The sequence below is a fragment of the candidate division KSB1 bacterium genome, assembly GCA_034521575.1.
Classification (GTDB): domain Bacteria; phylum Zhuqueibacterota; class Zhuqueibacteria; order Residuimicrobiales; family Krinioviventaceae; genus JAXHMJ01.
Map to the genome: position 1 here is coordinate 466,238 of JAXHMJ010000003.1, position 19,153 is coordinate 485,390.

Annotated in this window: 7 protein-coding genes; all 7 read left to right on the forward strand. The window is 46.2% G+C overall.

From position 1 onward, the window contains the following. The first annotated feature begins 33 nt into the window (after positions 1–33). The 7 genes from U5R06_10555 to U5R06_10585 all read left to right on the forward strand — a co-directional run bounded on the left by U5R06_10555 (position 34) and on the right by U5R06_10585 (position 19,058). Positions 34–2,490, forward strand: coding sequence for a glycoside hydrolase family 3 N-terminal domain-containing protein (locus U5R06_10555; GenBank protein ID MDZ7723220.1), 2,457 nt, complete (start codon positions 34–36; stop codon positions 2,488–2,490). Between the two features lie 14 nt (positions 2,491–2,504). Continuing rightward, positions 2,505–4,013 (forward strand): sulfatase-like hydrolase/transferase, encoded by a 1,509-nt coding sequence (locus U5R06_10560; protein ID MDZ7723221.1) that lies wholly within the window; start codon positions 2,505–2,507, stop codon positions 4,011–4,013. 130 nt (positions 4,014–4,143) lie between these two features. Continuing rightward, positions 4,144–5,427: a DUF4861 domain-containing protein gene (locus tag U5R06_10565; protein MDZ7723222.1), complete on the forward strand. Its 1,284-nt coding sequence runs from the start codon at positions 4,144–4,146 to the stop codon at positions 5,425–5,427. Positions 5,428–5,452: 25 nt separating this feature from the next. Beyond that, a complete protein-coding gene (locus U5R06_10570; protein ID MDZ7723223.1) occupies positions 5,453–7,387 on the forward strand; it encodes a glycoside hydrolase family 97 catalytic domain-containing protein in 1,935 nt (644 codons plus the stop codon). Positions 7,388–7,490: 103 nt separating this feature from the next. Next, entirely contained in the window at positions 7,491–9,074 is a 1,584-nt protein-coding gene (locus U5R06_10575) for an arylsulfatase (GenBank protein ID MDZ7723224.1), read from the forward strand. Between the two features lie 621 nt (positions 9,075–9,695). Next, positions 9,696–13,913 carry an SdrD B-like domain-containing protein gene (locus U5R06_10580; GenBank protein ID MDZ7723225.1) on the forward strand — a complete coding sequence of 1,406 codons (4,218 nt, stop codon included), beginning with the start codon at positions 9,696–9,698 and terminating at the stop codon, positions 13,911–13,913. Positions 13,914–13,928: 15 nt separating this feature from the next. Then, positions 13,929–19,058, forward strand: a complete 5,130-nt coding sequence (locus tag U5R06_10585; GenBank protein MDZ7723226.1) for an SdrD B-like domain-containing protein — start codon at positions 13,929–13,931, stop codon at positions 19,056–19,058. Positions 19,059–19,153 lie beyond the last annotated feature (95 nt).

Consider the following 19,153-nt stretch of genomic DNA (forward strand, 5'->3'; position numbering starts at 1 on the left):
GATTGCACGATTTTTAATTGAGTTGGAGTGGTTATGACGGTTTTGAAATACTTTGATTTTATTATACTCGTATGCTGTCTGTTTGCAATGATATCTGCAGACAGCTCTGCGAATACGAACTCTAAGGCTATTGACCGGAATCAGAATGGTGTAATAGATGAATATGAGGATCCAAGCGCCACAATCGAGAAACGGGTGAATGATCTGCTTTCCCGGATGACCCTTGCTGAAAAAGTCGGACAAATGCAGCAATTGTGGCAGCTTGATTTAATGAACGAGTCCTGCATGTTCTCAAAGGAAAAGGCCATAGAGTTGGTCGATCGCCAAGGTATCGGATCTTTCCTGAGAGTGCCATGTCAGTTAACACCTCAGGATCAAGCCAGTGTGATATCAAAAATTCAAAAAATTGCCTTTGATTCGCGTCTGGGTATCCCGGTTCTTTTTGGACAAAATGCCTGCTATGGATATGCGGATATGTATGGCGCCTCTGTCTTTCCCGGTGGAATTGCCATGGCTTGCACCTGGCGACCTGAACTGTTGTTTGAGACGGCAAAAGCAACAGCTTATGAATGCAGCGCCGTTGGTGTATACTGGAATTATGCGCCGATTCTGGGTATCGCACGGGATCCGAGATGGGGGCGGATTGGAGAGACTTTGGGTGAAGATCCTGTGCTGGCTTCTGTGATGGCATATCATCAAATCCGTGGATACCAGGCGCCCTCTTTTGATCATCACCACACAATTATGGCAACACCCAAGCATTATGCTGCGAATAGTGTTCCTAAAGGGGGAATCAATCATGGCGGAGTTGACATGTCTGACAAAGCATTAAGGGAAGTATTTTTACCCCCTTTTCGTGCTGCTGCATTTGCCGACGCCGGCTCCTTTATGGCTGCACATAATGAGATCAATGGCATCCCCTGTCATTGTAATTCAGCCCTTTTGACGGATATTTTACGCGGGGAGTTTGGATTCAATGGTGTTATGATCTCGGATTATTCAGATGTGGAACGTATTTTCAGTGTGTTTAATTTAGCGTCTTCGGTTCAAGAAGCAGGTAAACTTGCTCTGGAAGCAGGTATTGATGTGGATATGGTGGGCAGTTGGGAAGGGGAACCGGCTTTTGGTCAATCCTTTATTCGAGATGTTAATTCGGGCAAGGTGAGTGACGTGGATGTCAATCGTGCTGCCGGAAATCTGTTGCGGATGAAATTCAAATTGGGACTTTTTGACAGGTCTTTGAATATAGATCCTGTAAAAGCAAAGAAACAAGTGGCGGAAAGCCAAACGCAGCATCGGCAATTGGCGCTTCGGGCAGCCAGGGAAAGTATGGTTCTGTTAAAAAACAGGAACGCCACCCTACCATTGAATATTGAAAATCTGCAATCAATTGCCGTGCTGGGACCCAATGCCGACAGCAGAAATGCGTTGTTTGCCATGAAATACAACAATCCTGAAACGCCGATGCCGACCGTGTTGGCCGGGATTCGTAAGAAGATAAAAAATAACGCTGAGATTTATTTTGAAAAAGGCTGCAACAGTTTGGATTCGTCACGGGCAGATTTTGAGGCGGCTTTTCAAGCGGCGCAGCAGTCAGATGTAGCGATAATTGTGGTGGGCGAGACTGCTGTCACTGATGAAACCGTTCAGGAAGTGGCTGATATGAAAGCCAGTGTCGGGGAGGAAGTGGATCGTGCTCGATTGGGACTGCCGGGTATTCAGCAGAAATTCGTCGAGTACATCCATAAAACCGGGACTCCCCTTGTGGTGGTATTGCTCAACGGACGTCCCCTGGCTATTGAATGGATTGCAGAGCATGCCGATGCCATCATCGAAGCATGGGGCCCGGGCGAGGAGGGCGGCAATGCGGTTGCAGATGTACTTTTTGGCGATTACAATCCGGGTGGAAAGCTGACTGTAACCTTTCCTCGGACAGCAGGACAATTACCGGTGCATTACAATCATCTGCGCTTTCGTAAACCAAAACATGACTATGTTGAAACCCAAAAATCACCACTCTATGTATTCGGGCATGGTTTGAGTTACACAACCTTTAATTACAGCAATTTGATAATGTCAAAAAATATAGACGCTTCAAAACCTTTAACATGTCAGTTCAAACTGAAAAATACCGGAAAATATAGGGGAGATGAAGTGATGCAGGTTTATTTGAAGGACAAAATTGCAAGTATTGCCAGACCTGTCAAAGAATTAAAAGCGTTCAAGCGCGTAACTCTGGAACCAGGGGAAGAAGTCACTTTGTCCATTTCAATCCCTGTTGAAATGCTTGCCTTTTATGATATCAATCATGCTTATGTGATTGAGCCGGGTGAATTTGAATTCATGATTGGGAGCTCATCGGAAGATATCCGCTTAAAACAATCTTTTTTTATCGAGGGCAAGAAAAGAAAAGTTGACTATTCAAAAACATATTTCCCCAAAGTCAAAGTCAATCATACAACTAAAGCCAATTTTCATGAAAATAAATAATAAAGGAAAAGAAAATGATGAAATCTAATACAATCAACCTTAACCGCCGTCAATTCATGAAATTCGCAACGGTTGCGGGCGCTGCTTCATTTATGGGAACCTTTTGTCAATCATCGACTATAGATAGAAAATTATCCAGGCCGAATATATTGTTTTGCCTCGCTGATGATTGGGGTTGGCCTCACGCGGGTGCCTGTGGTGACAATGTTGTCAAAACACCTGTCTTTGACCGTATAGCAGAAGAAGGCGTGCTGTTTGAAAATGCTTTTGTTTCAAGTCCTTCATGTACACCTTCGCGAAACGCGATACTCACGGGGCAACAATTCTATCGCCTCAAAGAAGGAGCAAGCCTACGCAGCACCCTTGATGTTAATTTACCAAACTTTATGTTTCTATTACGTGACCATGGATATGAAATCGGGCGCTGGCGAAAAGGCTGGGGACCCGGTGATTTCAGCAAAGGAGGTTATACAGAATATCCCTGTGGCCCTGAGAGTTCATTTGAAGATTTTATGACCCATCGCGATAAAAACAAGCCCTTCTGTTTTTGGTTCGGCACCAGCGATCCGCATCGCCCTTATGAGAAAGGTAGTGGTCAAAAAAGCGGCATCCATATCAATCATGTGCATGTACCAGAATTTTATCCCGACCATGAAAAAATTCGCAGTGATATTGCAGATTATTATTATGAAGTCCAGAGATGGGATAAAGATGTCGGTAAAGCCATTAGACTTTTAGAAAAATCGGGTGCATTGGATAATACTATTGTTGTTATGACGGGTGATCATGGTATGCCCTTTCCACGCTGCAAAGCCAATCTTTATGATTATGGCACACGCGTACCCCTGGCATTTCGATGGGGTGATCGAATTAAATCCGGTCGCAAAGTTGCTGATTTTGCATCGTTTACCGATTTTGCCCCCACGTTTCTTGAAGCTGCAGGAGTTGAGGTCCCGGAACAAATGACCGGTAAATCTCTGCTTCCAATACTTGAATCTGAAAGCAGCGATAAAGAACGTGACTTTATCGTCTTTGGTCGGGAACGTCACACGCCAGCCCAGAAAATGCCTTCCATGGAAGGTTACCCGGCGCGAGCACTTCGCACGGACAAATGGTTGCTAATCCTTAACCTGGAGCCCGAACGATGGCCGGCCGGTGTTCCCACAGGCGCGACGCATCCGATGAATAGTCACTCGGATTGTGACAACAGCCCGACGAAATCATTTCTTATTGATCACAAGAACGATCCTGAATTGTCTCGATACTATCAACTCTGCTTTGCCAAACGTCCGCCTGTGGAATTGTATGATTGTGATACCGATAAAGATCAGGTGAATAATCTTGCTGCGAAACCAGAATTCGCTCCGGTCCTCAAAAAACTCAAACAAAAACTTGAATCCTATTTAAAGTCCACATCGGATCCACGGTTTGTTGAATCCCAGGCAAATTTTGATACCTATCCATATTATGCCGACTATTTAAAAGAATACCTGCAAAAGCATGGCTATGAAGGATTGGATTAAAAAGGCACTCGTATATAAATATATGGAGATTGAATTCTGTTCCTGATAAAATATTAAACAACAGGGCATATCTAGTGAAAATTGTGATGCTTTTATTTTACGTTTCATATTTCAAGAAAGGTTCCATTTTATGAAATGGTCAAAAAATATAGGGATGTTGATGAGCCTGGGGATAATGTGTTTTTGTGCAGGATGTGCAAAACAGGACAGCATTCTAACTCGTATGTACCCATTTGCTTTTAAAGTGATGGTGAGCAATCCTGCGGAACTGAATCGTTTTGAAGAGCCTGTAGTAATCTCTGTTTCCGATATTCAGGAAATTAATTCACAATTCAATCCTTTTTCATTTGTGGTATTGGCTGAACAGGGTGGTACTTTTAATAAAGTGCCGTCTCAGGCTGTAGATTCAAAAGGAAATGGCAAAAAAGATCAAATTCAATTTATGGTCCAATTGTCACCAAAAGCACAAAAAACATATACGATTCGTTTTTCAAGTGACACAAAAAAAGAACCTGATTATCTGACACGTTCTTATGCTGAACTCTCTGTAAAAAAAGGCGGTTATTTTAAAGACAACAAATATATAGGCGGATCATTCCATTCTATCGATTCCCTTCGAGTTCCGGCGCAGCACACCGATCATTCTTTTTACATTCGTTATGAAGGCCCCGGCTGGGAGTCAGATCTTGTCGGATACCGGTTCTATCTGGATTGGCGGAATGCCATTGACATTTTTGGCAAGAAAACAACGAATATGGTGCTTGATCAGGTGGGGCAGGATGGATTTGACTCCTATCATGAAATGTCTGACTGGGGCATGGATATTCTCAAGGTGGGTGAATCCCTGGGTATCGGTTCTCTGGGTATGTGGCATCATAACCGGGCAGAACGATTGTCTGAAACTGATAGTGTGATTTGCATCATTCAGGAAGATGGCCCGATTTATTCGAGAATTCAGACCTGCTATTATGGATGGCAGATTGATCAGGATGAATTTGATGTGAAATCAAATCTTTCTATTTCTGCCGGCAGTCGGATGACATGGCATCAGGTTGATATTCAGGGCAATCCCGTAAATCTATGCACCGGTCTGGTGAAACATGAAAATGCGAGTATGGTACAACAAGATTCATCCGGCGAGTGGGGGTATTTGTTCACTTTTGGTCAACAAAGTTTATCCCATGATCATCTTGGAATGGCGGTTGTTTTTCCGAACAATCAATTTTTAAAGTTTGATACCGATGAGCACAACCATGTTGTTGTGCTAAAACCGGAAAAGGGCCAGCTGCAATACGGCTTTCTTGCGGCCTGGGAACAGGATCAAGATGGCTTTCAAACAAAAACTGAATTTGAAACGTATTTAAAACAGGTGTGTGAACAGTTGTCAAATCCACTGATTGTTGAAATTCAGTAGATGTAAAAATAAAGGAATAATATTTATGAAAAGTTATACGCTTTATAGCGGTTTGATGTTTTTTTTGATTATTTGCGTTTCTTGTTTGAACGCATCTGAATGGGAAGCGAGTTCTCCGGATGATCGATTGCGCTTGATTGTAAAGAAGGATGCTGATGAGTATCTATACTATTGTCTTACATGCCAAAACAGCACGATTCTGGACTGGTCAAAATTAAGTATGGGACTAGAAGATCGAATGATCGGTCGAGATCTGATTATAAGCAATGTGTCGATAGTCGCTATTCAGGATGAATATAGACTGGTTCATGGAAAGCAGAAATCTGTTCGCTATAAAGCGAATGAAATGGTTTTATCCATGCAGGATCAAAAAAAACAACAATATAATATCATGTTTAGAGTGTATAATGACGGATTGGCATTCAGATATGGTTTTTTAGGCAGCCAGAAACAACTCACCCTTAATCAGGATTTAACCACATTTTGCGTGAATAAAAACAGTACAGGATTTTTACAGCCCTATCAAAAACCGGGTAAAAATACACCTTCCTATGAAGAGAGTTTCTATCATCTCAAAAATTTAAGCCAAACCTCTCCGACAGGTGTGGGCTGGGCTTTTCCTGCTTTATATTCCATTGAGGGTGACAGACACTGGATGCTTGTTACCGAGGCAGGCCTTGACGAAACGCAATGTGCTTTTCATTTTAAAACCGGTAATAAAACAGGGGAATATCGTTTTGTATTTCCCGAACCTGATGATGGGAACAATTATGGTAATGCGTTTCCGGAATGTGATCTTTGCTGGTATTCACCGTGGCGCGTCTTTATTGTCGGCGATTCACTCGAGGATATTGTAGAATCTACGTTGATTACACATGTAAATCCGCCTGCACAGAAAGATGATTACAGCTGGGTACGTCCCGGCAGGGTGTCCTGGAGCTGGTGGTCCACCAGACCGAACTCGGTGAATTATAATTATTATAAAAAGTTTATTGATCTGGCGGCGGATATGAATTGGGAATATTCGCTCATTGATGCCGGTTGGCCCGAGTTGGGTGAAAATCAAATCATCGACCTCGTAAATTATGCAAAAACCCGAAATGTGGATATCATTCTCTGGTACAACTCGGGAGGTCCCCAAAGTGGTTCACATCACAGTCCCATGCATCGACTCTGGCAGCAATCCATTCGTCGGGAAGAAATGCAATGGCTGAATAAAATCGGCGTCAAGGGAATTAAGGTTGATTTTTTTGTGAGTGACAAGCAGGAGATTATCAAATATTATCTCGATATTTTAAAGGATGCAGCAGAATTTCAATTAATGGTTAATTTCCACGGCTGTACGCTGCCCCGTGGCTGGTCCAGAACGTATCCCAATTTAATGACAATGGAAGCCGTCAATGGTGCGGAAAGATATTTGTTTAAACCTTCTTATAAAGATAAAAGTCCTGAACAAAATACAATCCTGCCCTTTACCCGGAATGTGGTTGGCCCTATGGATTTCACGCCTGTCACCTTTTCAGCTGAATCCAGAAAAACCACACAAGCCCATGAACTGGCTCTTTCCGTTATTTTTCAGTCCGGATGGCAGCATTTCCCGGACAAACCGGATGTTTATCAACAGTCACAATGGAACGATTTCCTTCAAAAGGTCTCCAGCGACTGGGATGATGTTCATTATATTGATGGTTATCCTGGTGACTTTGTTTGTCTTGCAAGAAGACACAAGGATGATTGGTATTTTGCTGCAATTAATAGCGGCAGTGAAAAGACGATAAAAATGTCTCTGGACTTTATAAATCCCGGTGAGTATAAAAGTACGTTGTATCATGACGAGTCTGAACACTCTAAAACGATGCAGGTTAGTCCCATAAGGATAAAAACAACCGATATACCGGAAATTCCGGTTGGAGAGAATGGAGGATTTGTTTTTGTCTTGAAGAACAGTTTCAAAAAATGACAGTATGTTAATTGTTTCCCTTGATTAAAAATTTTGCCATCGTGTGGCTGAAACATCAAGATGAATGATTGCTGATTTTTTTAACGACAATGAGAGGTGTTTTATGTCTATTTCAAGAAGAAGGTTTATCCAGTCAACAACATCCTTGTTTGGTATGGCTGCAGCAGGTGCCTGGTTGACAAGTTGTCAAAAGAAAATTTCAAAACCCAATATACTGCTGATTATGGCTGATGATATGGGGTTTTCTGACCTGGGGTGCTACGGATCTGAGATAAAGACACCTCATATTGACCGACTGGCTCGGGAGGGCTTGAGATTCACACAATTTTATAATGCAGCGAGATGTTGCCCGACCCGTGCCTCTCTGTTGACAGGATTATATCCTCATCAAGTCGGAATGGGCGGTATGGTCGTTCGAAAACCGGATGAGAGCTATACAGGTGCTTATCAGGGATATTTAAATAATGAATGCGTAACTCTGGCTGAAGCATTGAAACCTGTCGGATACACCACACTTATGTCAGGAAAATGGCACGTTGGTGAATTTAGACCTGTCTGGCCGGTTGATCGCGGTTTTGACCGGTATTGGGGACTGATCAGTGGTGCGGCAAACTATTACAACGTTACCCGCACTAAAAATCATCAACCGATACGAACAATGGCACGGGATAACGAAGAAATTCCACTCCCGACTGAGAACTTTTACATGACCGATGCTATTACTGAAAATGCAATAGAGATGTTGAAAGAGAATAGCGATAAACCCTTTTTTCAATATGTTGCATATACAGCACCGCATTGGCCTCTACATGCTTTGCCCGAGGATATAGAGAAATATAAAGGCAAGTATATGGAGGGATGGGATGCTTTGAGAAAAAAACGTTATCAAAAAATGGTCGAACTGGGTATCATCCGCAAAGAATGGGGCTTGTCTCCAAAAGATGAGGGTGCAATAGATTGGGAAAATGTTCCAGATCACGAATTAATGGATTTAAAAATGGCCATATATGCGGCTCAAATTGACCGTATGGATCAGGGGGTCGGAAAGATACTCCAAACGCTCCAGGAACAAGGTCGTCTGGATAATACAATTGTACTTTTTCTTTCTGATAATGGCGCTTGCTCCGAGTATGGACCGCTTGGACATGATTTTTGGGAAAACGGTGTGTTGCCTGGCGGTGAAGAATCCTATCAGAGTTATGGGAGATCATGGTCAAACGCCTCCAATACGCCATTCAGGCTGCATAAACATTGGGTTCATGAAGGCGGTATTGCCACACCACTGATTGTGCGTTGGCCCCAAATGATTCCAAAGGGCGGTAAGATGACCCATCAACCCGGTCATATTATTGATATCATGGCAACCTTGATTGATATTGCAGGAGTAGAATATCCGTCCAATAATAATGGGAATACTGTACAACCACTACGAGGAAAGTCTTTACTGCCCGTTTTAAGAGGCAAAGTCAGGGAACCCCATTCCTATTTGTTCTGGGAACATGAAGAAAACAAGGCTGTTCGTCACGGAAAGTGGAAATTGGTCGCTGAATCCGGCAAAGAATGGGAGTTGTATGACATAGAAAGCGATCGATCAGAAATGGATGATTTAGCCGCGGAACATCCGGAAATTGTCAAGGAAATGAATATTGCCTGGGAACAATGGGCAAACAAGGTTGGAGTGAAATAGCGGCTAATTTTTTTAATTTGAATTGATGATAATTAATGTTGTTCTGCTCAAGCCGCCTTGCTCGGAGTGATTTCAATTCCGTATGCCTGTGTCCCTATGGATCAGTGGGGAAGTATCATCATTTACAAAGCGAGAATTACGGGATCAACATGCTTTAAAATTTGAACATGATACAGATGCTGTTTTTGATGATATTCTTAAACGGCAAAAATTATCAGACCGAAAACAGATTTCTTTGCCCGGTCGCAAGCCGGATTCAAGGCGAAAAAAACGATCGGGTTGAATTTGTTGATTCATTTTTTAGATCGTTCAAGCCGCCCGGCTCCTGATCTCAATTTTGCTCTGCCTGGCCCTATGGATTACCGGGGAACCCTTTGTCATGTTCAAAGCGAAACCGACCACGTCTCGATTTGAGCATTGTATTCACTCGTCAACCGCCAGAGTTTGCCAGGTTGCTGATCATTGCGCCGATCAAATGCCTTTCCCGCTCACATCACATCGATATCACTCATTATTCGAGTTTGCAGTATCATATTTTCAACCAAGGAATATTTTTAGCTCATTATTGTTATACCGGCTCTGTACTTTCTTGTATTTATTATTTATGGGAGTTTATTGATTATGAAAACAGTTGGATTACTTGCGCTGATGGCGCTTTTGACGGGTTTGAGTCTGAACGCTCAAACTCTGGACAGTGTCAAATATTGTTATGACCTTGAGATAGAAGATATTGACTGTAAAGGCGACACCGGCAATGTGATTGATGTACAACGATTTGATCCCGCGCTGGGGCGTCTCGAAAACGTGCGTATGCATCTCAAAATGGATGTGGAACACACATTTAAAGTTGAAAATACCGCTGCCGGAGAGTCAGAGGTGGCGCTGGATATTTTCAGTGATGTGAGCTCCGGTCTGCCTTTGAATGTCACCGCACTGATGCAGACAAAGGTGGAAATTGACACGATCTATCTGGATGCTTATGATGGAATTACGGATTACGCAGGCCCCTCCGGATATCAGATCGATGGTCTTGTCGGCAGCGGCGGTCCCGCCAATACGAACGAAACTGAAAAAGTTTACAGCGGCCAGGATCTGGTTGATTTTCAATTTGCGGGTTCAGGAACGTACCCGACCAAAACCTGCGAACAAACTTCTTTCAGTGTGTACGGCGGGGGCGGGAATGCAGACATGAATATCATTACCAACGGCACGGTTCAGCTTTGCGTGACCTATTATTATGTCAAAGAGTCGGATCTTTCTCTGCAGAAAACCGTATCTGCCAATTATCCGGCGGTTGGCGATAGCGTGGATTTCAGAATTACGGTGACCAATGACGGACCCACCCTCGCTACAGGTGTAGAGGTGAGCGATCCGCTGCCCGTACCGTTGACAGCGGTCGCCCCCATCCAGACCGGTTATGATCCGGTTTCAGGTATCTGGACTGTGGATTCTCTAACGACAGGAGAGAGCAAAGAACTGAATATTCGCACGGTCGTGAATACAGGAGGCGCAACCGTTACCAATATTGCACAGGTCTCTGCCTCTGATCTTCCCGATCCGGATTCCGAGCCCGATAATAACGAGTCCGGCGAGGACGATCAGGATGAGGTTCAGGTTACGTTATATCAGCTCGGTCAGATCGGTGATTATGTCTGGTTTGATGATGACCGTCAAGGGGATCAGGATAGCGGTGAATCCGGTGTTGACAATGTACGAATTTGGCTTTATGATAACGCGGGCAATCTTTTGGATACCCGGGTCACCGATGCTTCGGGCGCTTTTATGTTTTCGGATTTGCATTGGGGAGACTATGTGATTGTACTGGATCGAACCAGCCTGCCCGAGGATTACGAGTCACTGATTTCAGATACTGTTTTTGTTGATCTTGATCCCGGTGCGAGTTATCTTGAAGCCGATTTTCCGGTGGCAAAGGCGTATTCAAAACTTGGCGATTATGTCTGGCGTGATCTTGACCGGGATGGCGTTCAGGATGCGAATGAACCCGGTATTGAGAATGTGCGCTTGTTCCTGGAAAACGGGACGGGTGTGATTGACACGGTCGTCACGGATGAACAGGGGTATTACCTGTTTACCAATATCGAGGATACGCTGGTTCAGATTGTTCTGGACACAACAACCATTCCTCAAGGGTATGAACTCACCAGTGGAACGATTCCCGGTGGATTTTTGCAAACGCCGCCCGGAACTGTCCGTCTTGATCTCGATTACGGATTTCATTATTTCCATGGAAGTATCGGCGATCTGGTCTGGTATGATTTAAACCGGAATGGGACTGTGGATGAGGGAGAGCCCGGCATCTCGGATATGATTGTATATCTCCTAAATGAAAAGGGTGAACGCATCGCAAAAACAGTGACGGATCAGCAAGGCAAATATACGTTTAAGAATATACCGCACGGTTCCTATACGATCGCAGTCGACCTCAATTCGGTTCCGGGGTATTTCAGCATGACAACCGATGATTCTATGGCTGTTGAATTGAAAAAATATCAAAATTATGTGCTTGCGGATTTTGGATTCTGGAGTCCTGCTGCAAAGTATATGCAGGGCGGGCAGCGAAAAGTTCTGGCCTGGTACGAAAACTCACTGCAACCTTCACCGCTTGTAAAACAGGATTATGAGCATCAGGATGTGTTTTACGGGAATTCCTATACATCCACACGCTATGAATACGATATCCTGCTTGCCTGGGCGTCGGGTATTGACGGGTTTGTGGTAGAATGGTACGGCCAGACCGACAACCCATCCAATCCATCCTCACAGCGTTTGCTGGCCCTTTTGCATACCGCACATGAAATGAATGAACGCTACCGGGAATCCGGTTTTCGGTTTGAGATCATAGCCGTGCAGCATGAAAATTCGGTTGGAACCTGGGAAGAGAATTTTCAGTTCCTGGCTGATTCTGTTCTCCAACATCCCGCTTATTGGGGCAGAGGCGACAATTCGTTTGCACCGTTGTTTGTTTTTCATAATGAGCAAACAATGCTGGAGCCGAAGAAAATCTCCCGGCTTGCGGATCGATTGCTCCCGGATTTTGTTTATTTGGGCTGGAACGAGGGCTATAATCTCTCGGTATTTGAAGATTTTGACCTTCTGTATCCCTGGGTTCAGCCCATGAATCGGGAGTACGATACAGAATCCGGTTTGCTCTGGGGAGACCAATACCTAAATTTTGAATATAACAATATGAACCGTATGCCGGACAATGCAGATATTTTGTTTTCCATTGGTGCGGTTTGGCCGGGATATAATAATGGATCAAAGAGTCAGCCCCGATTTATTGATGCTCAGGACACTCTGGTCTATCAAAAGACATGGGAAAAGGTTTTGGCCTACAGTAATCATAAAAATATTTTTGAACAATTGCCTATGGCATGGACGCTGATTCAGTCCTGGAATGTTTTCTCAGACAAGACGGACATTGTCACCACACATGAAAATCGATACAAATTTGAGAGAATGACACAGCGTTACAGCCGCCTGTTCAAAGGTGATGAAGAACGACGCGTTTCTTCGGACCTGGGATTGCTGGTGCCGTCAAAATTACGGCAAGTTAGAATCAAAGCAATTCAGCATCCTGAAATATCCTGGCAGCTTGATTTTGCAGCAACGCGTGCCATGGCGAATTATTTTGTTCAGGATTATCAAGAAGCCGTCAGTATTCTTGATCAGGCGCTGGGTCTGGCGCCTTCAAAGGTGCACGTGCTGGAAAGTGCGGATACGTTTATCGAACTCGAGTGGGATGCTGCAGCGGCTGCCAATGCCTATCATATTTTTTATTCAAAAGATTCCACTGATTTTCAAATCAATTCACGTGAATGGCCGGACGTGCAGACCCGGTACACGACGAAAGCGCGCCTAAAAGGTCTGGAAGCGGGAAATGTCTATTATATTGCTGTGGCGCCTGCGGATACAGCGCTTGATGCGTACACCCATTATGGCTGGTACCGGAATCAATTTTCAGATGCAGATATCATCGCGGTAACCCTCAATAAGAATAATGACGACATCATTCCGCCGTCCCCGGTGCATCATGACAATCACCTCGTTTTTGTTTCCGGTTCTCCCACTTTTAAAAAGGGGGAACAGCAACTGGACTGGTCAAATGCTGTAGACGGCGATTACACAGGCTGGGATGCAACGGTCTGGGCGCAGGGTTCGGATAAACCGTCCGATACAGCCTGGGCTATTTTTGAATTTGCTGATCATGCCCGTTATCAGTTTAATTATGTGGCATTAACCACGGATAACGGCAATGACGATAATAATTATCATTATTTGAAAACAAAACGGATTGAAGTATGGGTTTCCAATACGGGAACAGACCCTGACGATTTTCATAAAGTTCTGAATACGTTTTTCAAATCCGACGGTACTGAACGGATGTGGGCGCCGCTGCAGGAATATGTAAAAGCAAAATATGTGATGTTGCGCTTGATCTTTCCGCATTACCACCAGGGAGGATGGCGGCAGATCGTTGAATTTGAGGTTCACACGCAAGAAAAACAAGGCGCGGTGCCCGCTTCTGAGAACCAGGCATTTAAAACGGTGCCCGGCTCTTTTTCCTGTGAATCCAATTTCCCAAACCCCTTTAATCCATCCACCACAATCCGCTATACCCTGGCCGAGGCAGCGGATGTAAGCTTGAATATCTATAACCTGAACGGCCAGCTTGTTGAAACGTTGGTGCGCGAATATCAATCCGCCGGAAGCTATCAGGCGACCTGGCATTCGGATGAACATCCGTCAGGTGTTTATATTTATCGGTTAAACGCCGGATCTTTTTCCGCCGTGAGACGGATGACTTTATTGAAATAAACAGGAGATGATATCATGAATAAATATATAAATATAATTATATTCACGGTTCTGGTTTTTGCGGCCTCCGCCTGGTCCCAGATCACCACACAGACGGTCGAGGACTCGACAGGGTGGATGACGACTGACTGGACCGAATCGGTTGTTCTGGATCAATTTGATTCGTCGCTTGGACGCCTGGTGAGCGCAAAGCTCGTGATCAATGTCGCCAGTCTTCAGACAGTCAAAGTTGAAAATCTGGAAGACCGGGAAGCTACGGTCACCGTCAAAGGCATCCTGAATGTCGACGCGACTCTTCCCGAAGGTGGAACACCGGTAGAGTTGCAATCTGTGGCCACAGCCGGGGAACAATTTTATCAAGCCTGGGACGGATCAACGGATTATGCGGGGGGGTCCGGTCGAATTGATGAAGATTTGGTTGGAAGTTCTCAGTTTAATCAGGATCGCTATGAAAAGACCTATACCGGAACGGACCTTGCTCAATTTATTGGCACGGGCACGGTTTCTGTGGACGGAAATACCGATGCCTATTATAACGTCAGCGGCACCACCGGCAAAGTCAGCGCTGAGGTCATTGCGGATGCCAATATGGGAGTTCAGATTGTCTATACCTATTCCCGCGAGGCTGATCTGGAACTGTCCAAGCAGTTGGATGTTTCCTCTCCGGAAATTGGAGACACGCTGACTTTTACATTAACCGTGAACAATAACGGCGGCCCGCTTGCGGTGGACGGTGTTGTGGTGAGTGATCAGCTGCCCGCTAATTTGAGCTTTATCAGTTCGGACGGCGACGGCTCTTACAATGAAACCACCGGTGACTGGACAGTGGGTGACCTGGCGATTGATGAAAGCAAACAGATTCAGATCAAGACCGAGGTCACGGCAAGCGGAAACACCGAGAATACAGCGGAAATAACAGCAGCTTCCCTGCCGGATCCCGACTCGGAGGTCAATAATGACAATCCCGCAGAGGATGATCAGGATGCGGTGTCATTTGACGTGCCGCCTCAGGCTGATCTTTCTCTTGAGAAAACGGTCAATCAGACAACTCCCAATGTGCGAGACGAAATTGAATATACGCTGACGGTGACCAATGACGGGCCGGATGCGGCGGAAAATATAATCGTGACCGATCAGCTGCCGACCGGATTGTCGTTTGTTTCAGATAACAGCGGCGGCGACTATGATGAGAGCACCGGAGAGTGGGAGGTGGGTAATCTGAATGTCGGTGAAAGCCAATCTATTGTCATTCGGGCGCGTGTAACCCGATCCGGAACCATCAACAACAGCGCTGAAATAACCGCTACCGATACGGATGATCCGGATTCTACGCCGAATAATAATCTGCCCGGTGAGGATGACCAGGATAATGTGGAAATCAACGTCCCCAATGCGGCGGATTTGTCTTTGCAGAAAACCACCAGCGTGGACAGTATTCGTGCCGGGGAAGAATTTGATTTTCTGATTACAATTACGAATGACGGTCCGGATGCGGCAAATAATGTCGAGGTCACTGATGTTCTGGACAGTCGTTTGACTTTGGTGTCCTCAAGTGCGACCCAGGGAAGTTACAACAGCAGCACGGATATCTGGACTGTCGGTACGGTTGCAAACGGCGCCACCGGCACATTGACCCTGACGGTTAGCGCGGATGACGAATATGATTTGCCCATTGAAAATACGGCCGAGGTGTCTGCGAGCGATGAGTATGACCCGGATTCCACCCCGGGTAACGGCGATCCTGATGAAGATGATCAGGATGATTCCAATATCACATCGGTAAAATATGCGGACCTGCAGCTGACCAAAGCAGTCGACGAGGCAACCCCGTATCTCGGTTCTCAGGTTACCTTTACGTTAACGCTTGAAAATTCCGGACCGGATCCTGCCTTTAATGTGGTGGTCAATGATGTGCTGCCTGCCGGTCTGTCTTTTGATTCTTCCACACCCTCGCAAGGCAGTTATAATCAGAGTACCGGCGATTGGTCTGTGGGTGATATCGCAGTCGGAACAACCCATACTCTGACGATCACCGCCACGGTCGACGAGCCTGACGAAATCACAAACACAGCGCAGGTGAGTTCAGCTGAACCGCTGGACCCGGATTCCGAGCCGGGAAACGATGATCCCGATGAGGATGATCAGGATCAGGTCACTCTTGATCCGGTGTCCATCGACCTGGACCTGAGCAAATCGGCCAATCAGAGTCAATATTTTTCCAATGATACCGTGGTCTATACTTTGACGTTGGTCAATAACGGACGCAAAACCGCAAACAATATCGAGATTACAGATGCAATCCCCGCCGGCCTGACCGTGGACCGTGTAACACCTTCGGCCGGAAACTGGAGCGCGCCTATCTGGAGTCTTGATTCCCTGAACAGCGGCGCCACGGAAACGCTGTCTATCCGGGCTGTTCCAAATACGGTCGGCGATTTCGATAATACCGCCGAGGTGACAGCAGCGGATGAACCGGATGTGGATTCTACCCCGAATAACAACGCGCCTGATGAAGACGATCAGGATACGGCGGATATCACGGTTCGGGAATTGGTGGATCTCAGTCTGCAGAAAAGCGTGGATAATGCTTCGCCTGCAGTCGGCGGACAGGTTGTGTTTACTCTCACCGTATCAAACGCCGGCCCTGATAACGCAACTCAGGTTGTTGTCAAGGATGTATTACCGGATGGCCTCTCGTTTGTCAGCGCCAGTCCGGCGGATTATGACGCGGCAACCCATCAGTGGACGGTGGGAAGCGTGGCCGGCGGTGCGCAAGCCGGCATTGATATCACTGCACGTGTGGACCGCGCCGGGGTGTTTGAAAATACGGCCGAGGTCTCTGCACAGGATCAGGAGGATGCGGACAGCACACCGGATAATGGTGATCCTGCTGAAGATGATCAGGACTCGGCTGAACTTCAGGCCGGTGAGGCTGATCTCAGTCTGACCAAGAGTGTTTCCGCTGATTCGGTCATGCAGGGCGTGGAATTTGATTTTGTGGTCACGATCACCAATAACGGCCCGGACGATGTGTCCGAGGTCAATGTGACCGATGTATTGCCGTCCGGTCTTACTTTGGTGACCGGATCTCCGGATTATGATGAAAATACCGGCGTATGGTCGGTTGGTGAACTGGCTGATGCTGAATCGAAAATCCTGACCCTTGTCGTACAGGCTGACGCTGCCGGGGAATACAGCAATACGGCTCAGGTGACGCTCAGCGCCGTTCGGGACCCGGATTCAACACCGGATAATAATGATGCGGATGAAGATGATCAGGACACCGCGGATGTGCAAGTCTATGCTCCCGGATCGATTGGTGATTACGTGTGGGCGGATTATGACGGCGCCGGCGACCAGGACGCGGGAGAACCCGGTATTGAAAACGTCAGAGTGCTGTTGTTGTCCGCCGCAGGTGATACCCTGGCCGAGACTATAACAAACAGTTCCGGCGGGTATCTGTTCAGCGATCTGGACCGGGGTGACTATAGCGTGGCGATTGACGCCTCTACCGTGCCTGCAAATTATAATCTGACAACAACCGAGCCGCTGGCTGTAAACCTGTCGCCGGAAGAAAATTATCGCAGCGCGGATTTTGGTTATCAACCGGAGCCGTCATCAATTGGTGATCTCGTTTGGGGCGACCTGAACAACAACCAATTGTTTGACAGCGAAAATGGATTGTCCGGCATCGAACTGGAATTGTCACAAGACGGGAGTGTGATTGCCACACAGACAACCGATTCCAACGGCAATTATTTGTTCGAAACTCTGATGCCCGGCACTTTTACGGTCAATGTCGTCGAGTCCACGCTTCCTGCCGATTGGGAACTGACCACCGCGAATGAACCGCTGACTGTAAATCTGGGCGCCGGGGAAGACTATCGTGACGCGGATTTCGGATATCGTCCCAGGCGGGCGGAAATCGGCGACTATGTATGGCAGGACATCAACGGCGATGGTGTGCAGGACAGCAATGAGCCGGGTGTTGAAACTGTTCGGTTGATTTTGTTCGATGATCAGGACCAGCCGCTGGACAGCGCCCTGACCGACGCCGACGGCGCCTATTTGTTCGATGATCTGCCGCCGGGCAGCTTTACTGTCAGACTCGATACCAGCAGCATTCCGGCGCAGCATTCACCCAGTACGCCGACGCAGGTCTCTTACGAACTAACTGCGGGAGAATCCTATCCCCACGCCGACTTTGGATTGTTTCCGGCGCGTGTCTCTATTGGTGATTATGTGTTCTTTGATTATGATCAAAACGGGACTGAAACTATAGGCAGCAGAAGAGAGTACGGCTTTGAACATGTGCGTCTCATCCTGCTTGATTCTGATGATACAGCGCTGGATTCTATGTTTTCAGGACCGGACGGCAGATACCTTTTCACTGATTTGCCCTATGGCGACTATTCGGTGCGTGTGGACACATCAACCGCCCCCGATTACCATACGCTGACATCCCCGATGCTGATCTCTGCAAGCCTTGAACCGGGTGATCATTACAGTCTTGCCGATTTTGGTTTCTATCGGTATTTGAATGCGATTGGTGATTTTGTTTACCATGATCAAAATATGGATGGCGTTCATGACCCGAACGAACCACCGATTCCGGGTGTGATCATTCGTCTTTTGGATGAGAATGGAACTTATATTGCCAAACAGGTGACCGGTCAAAATGGAAAGTATCTGTTTGAACGCCTGGCCCCTAAAAATTATCAGGTAGAGATTGATATGTCCAGCGTACCTGAAAACTATCAATTGACAACGGGCTCTGCAATCATAGATGTTGAATTGCAGGACAACGACTATCACTATCACTACGATTTCGGTCTCTCGTTTGATCTGCGAACCCGGTATCCCGGCATCGGTAAAGAGCGAAAGGTGTTTGCCTGGTATGAACCCTGGTATGGAAATGCTGAAAATGATTCAACCTTGCGACACTGGGCTATCGATTATAACGGCGGAATCGCTGATACCAGCTACTGGGGATTGTTTGATTCTCACCGGCAGCGCCAATGGGAATATGATATTCTGCAGGCCTGGAATGTCGGCATTGACGCTTTTGTGGTGGAATGGCATCCTCAGGATACCCTTTATAGTGAAAACTATGAGACGGCCGGTTTGATGGGACTGTTCGGATAAAGCCCATGACCTCAATATCCGATATGAATCCCAGGGATTCCGGTTCAATATCATTTTGGCGTATCACGATAATCCGCAAGATTATTTGCAGCAAA

What these genes read in the sequence shown, in the direction of transcription:
- U5R06_10560 (MDZ7723221.1), top strand. Translation starts at nt 2,505, where the DNA reads ATGATGAAATCTAATACAATCAACCTTAACCGCCGTCAATTCATGAAA.
- U5R06_10580 (MDZ7723225.1), top strand. Translation starts at nt 9,696, where the DNA reads ATGAAAACAGTTGGATTACTTGCGCTGATGGCGCTTTTGACGGGTTTG.
- U5R06_10565 (MDZ7723222.1), top strand. Translation starts at nt 4,144, where the DNA reads ATGAAATGGTCAAAAAATATAGGGATGTTGATGAGCCTGGGGATAATG.
- U5R06_10585 (MDZ7723226.1), top strand. Translation starts at nt 13,929, where the DNA reads ATGAATAAATATATAAATATAATTATATTCACGGTTCTGGTTTTTGCG.
- U5R06_10555 (MDZ7723220.1), top strand. Translation starts at nt 34, where the DNA reads ATGACGGTTTTGAAATACTTTGATTTTATTATACTCGTATGCTGTCTG.
- U5R06_10570 (MDZ7723223.1), top strand. Translation starts at nt 5,453, where the DNA reads ATGAAAAGTTATACGCTTTATAGCGGTTTGATGTTTTTTTTGATTATT.
- U5R06_10575 (MDZ7723224.1), top strand. Translation starts at nt 7,491, where the DNA reads ATGTCTATTTCAAGAAGAAGGTTTATCCAGTCAACAACATCCTTGTTT.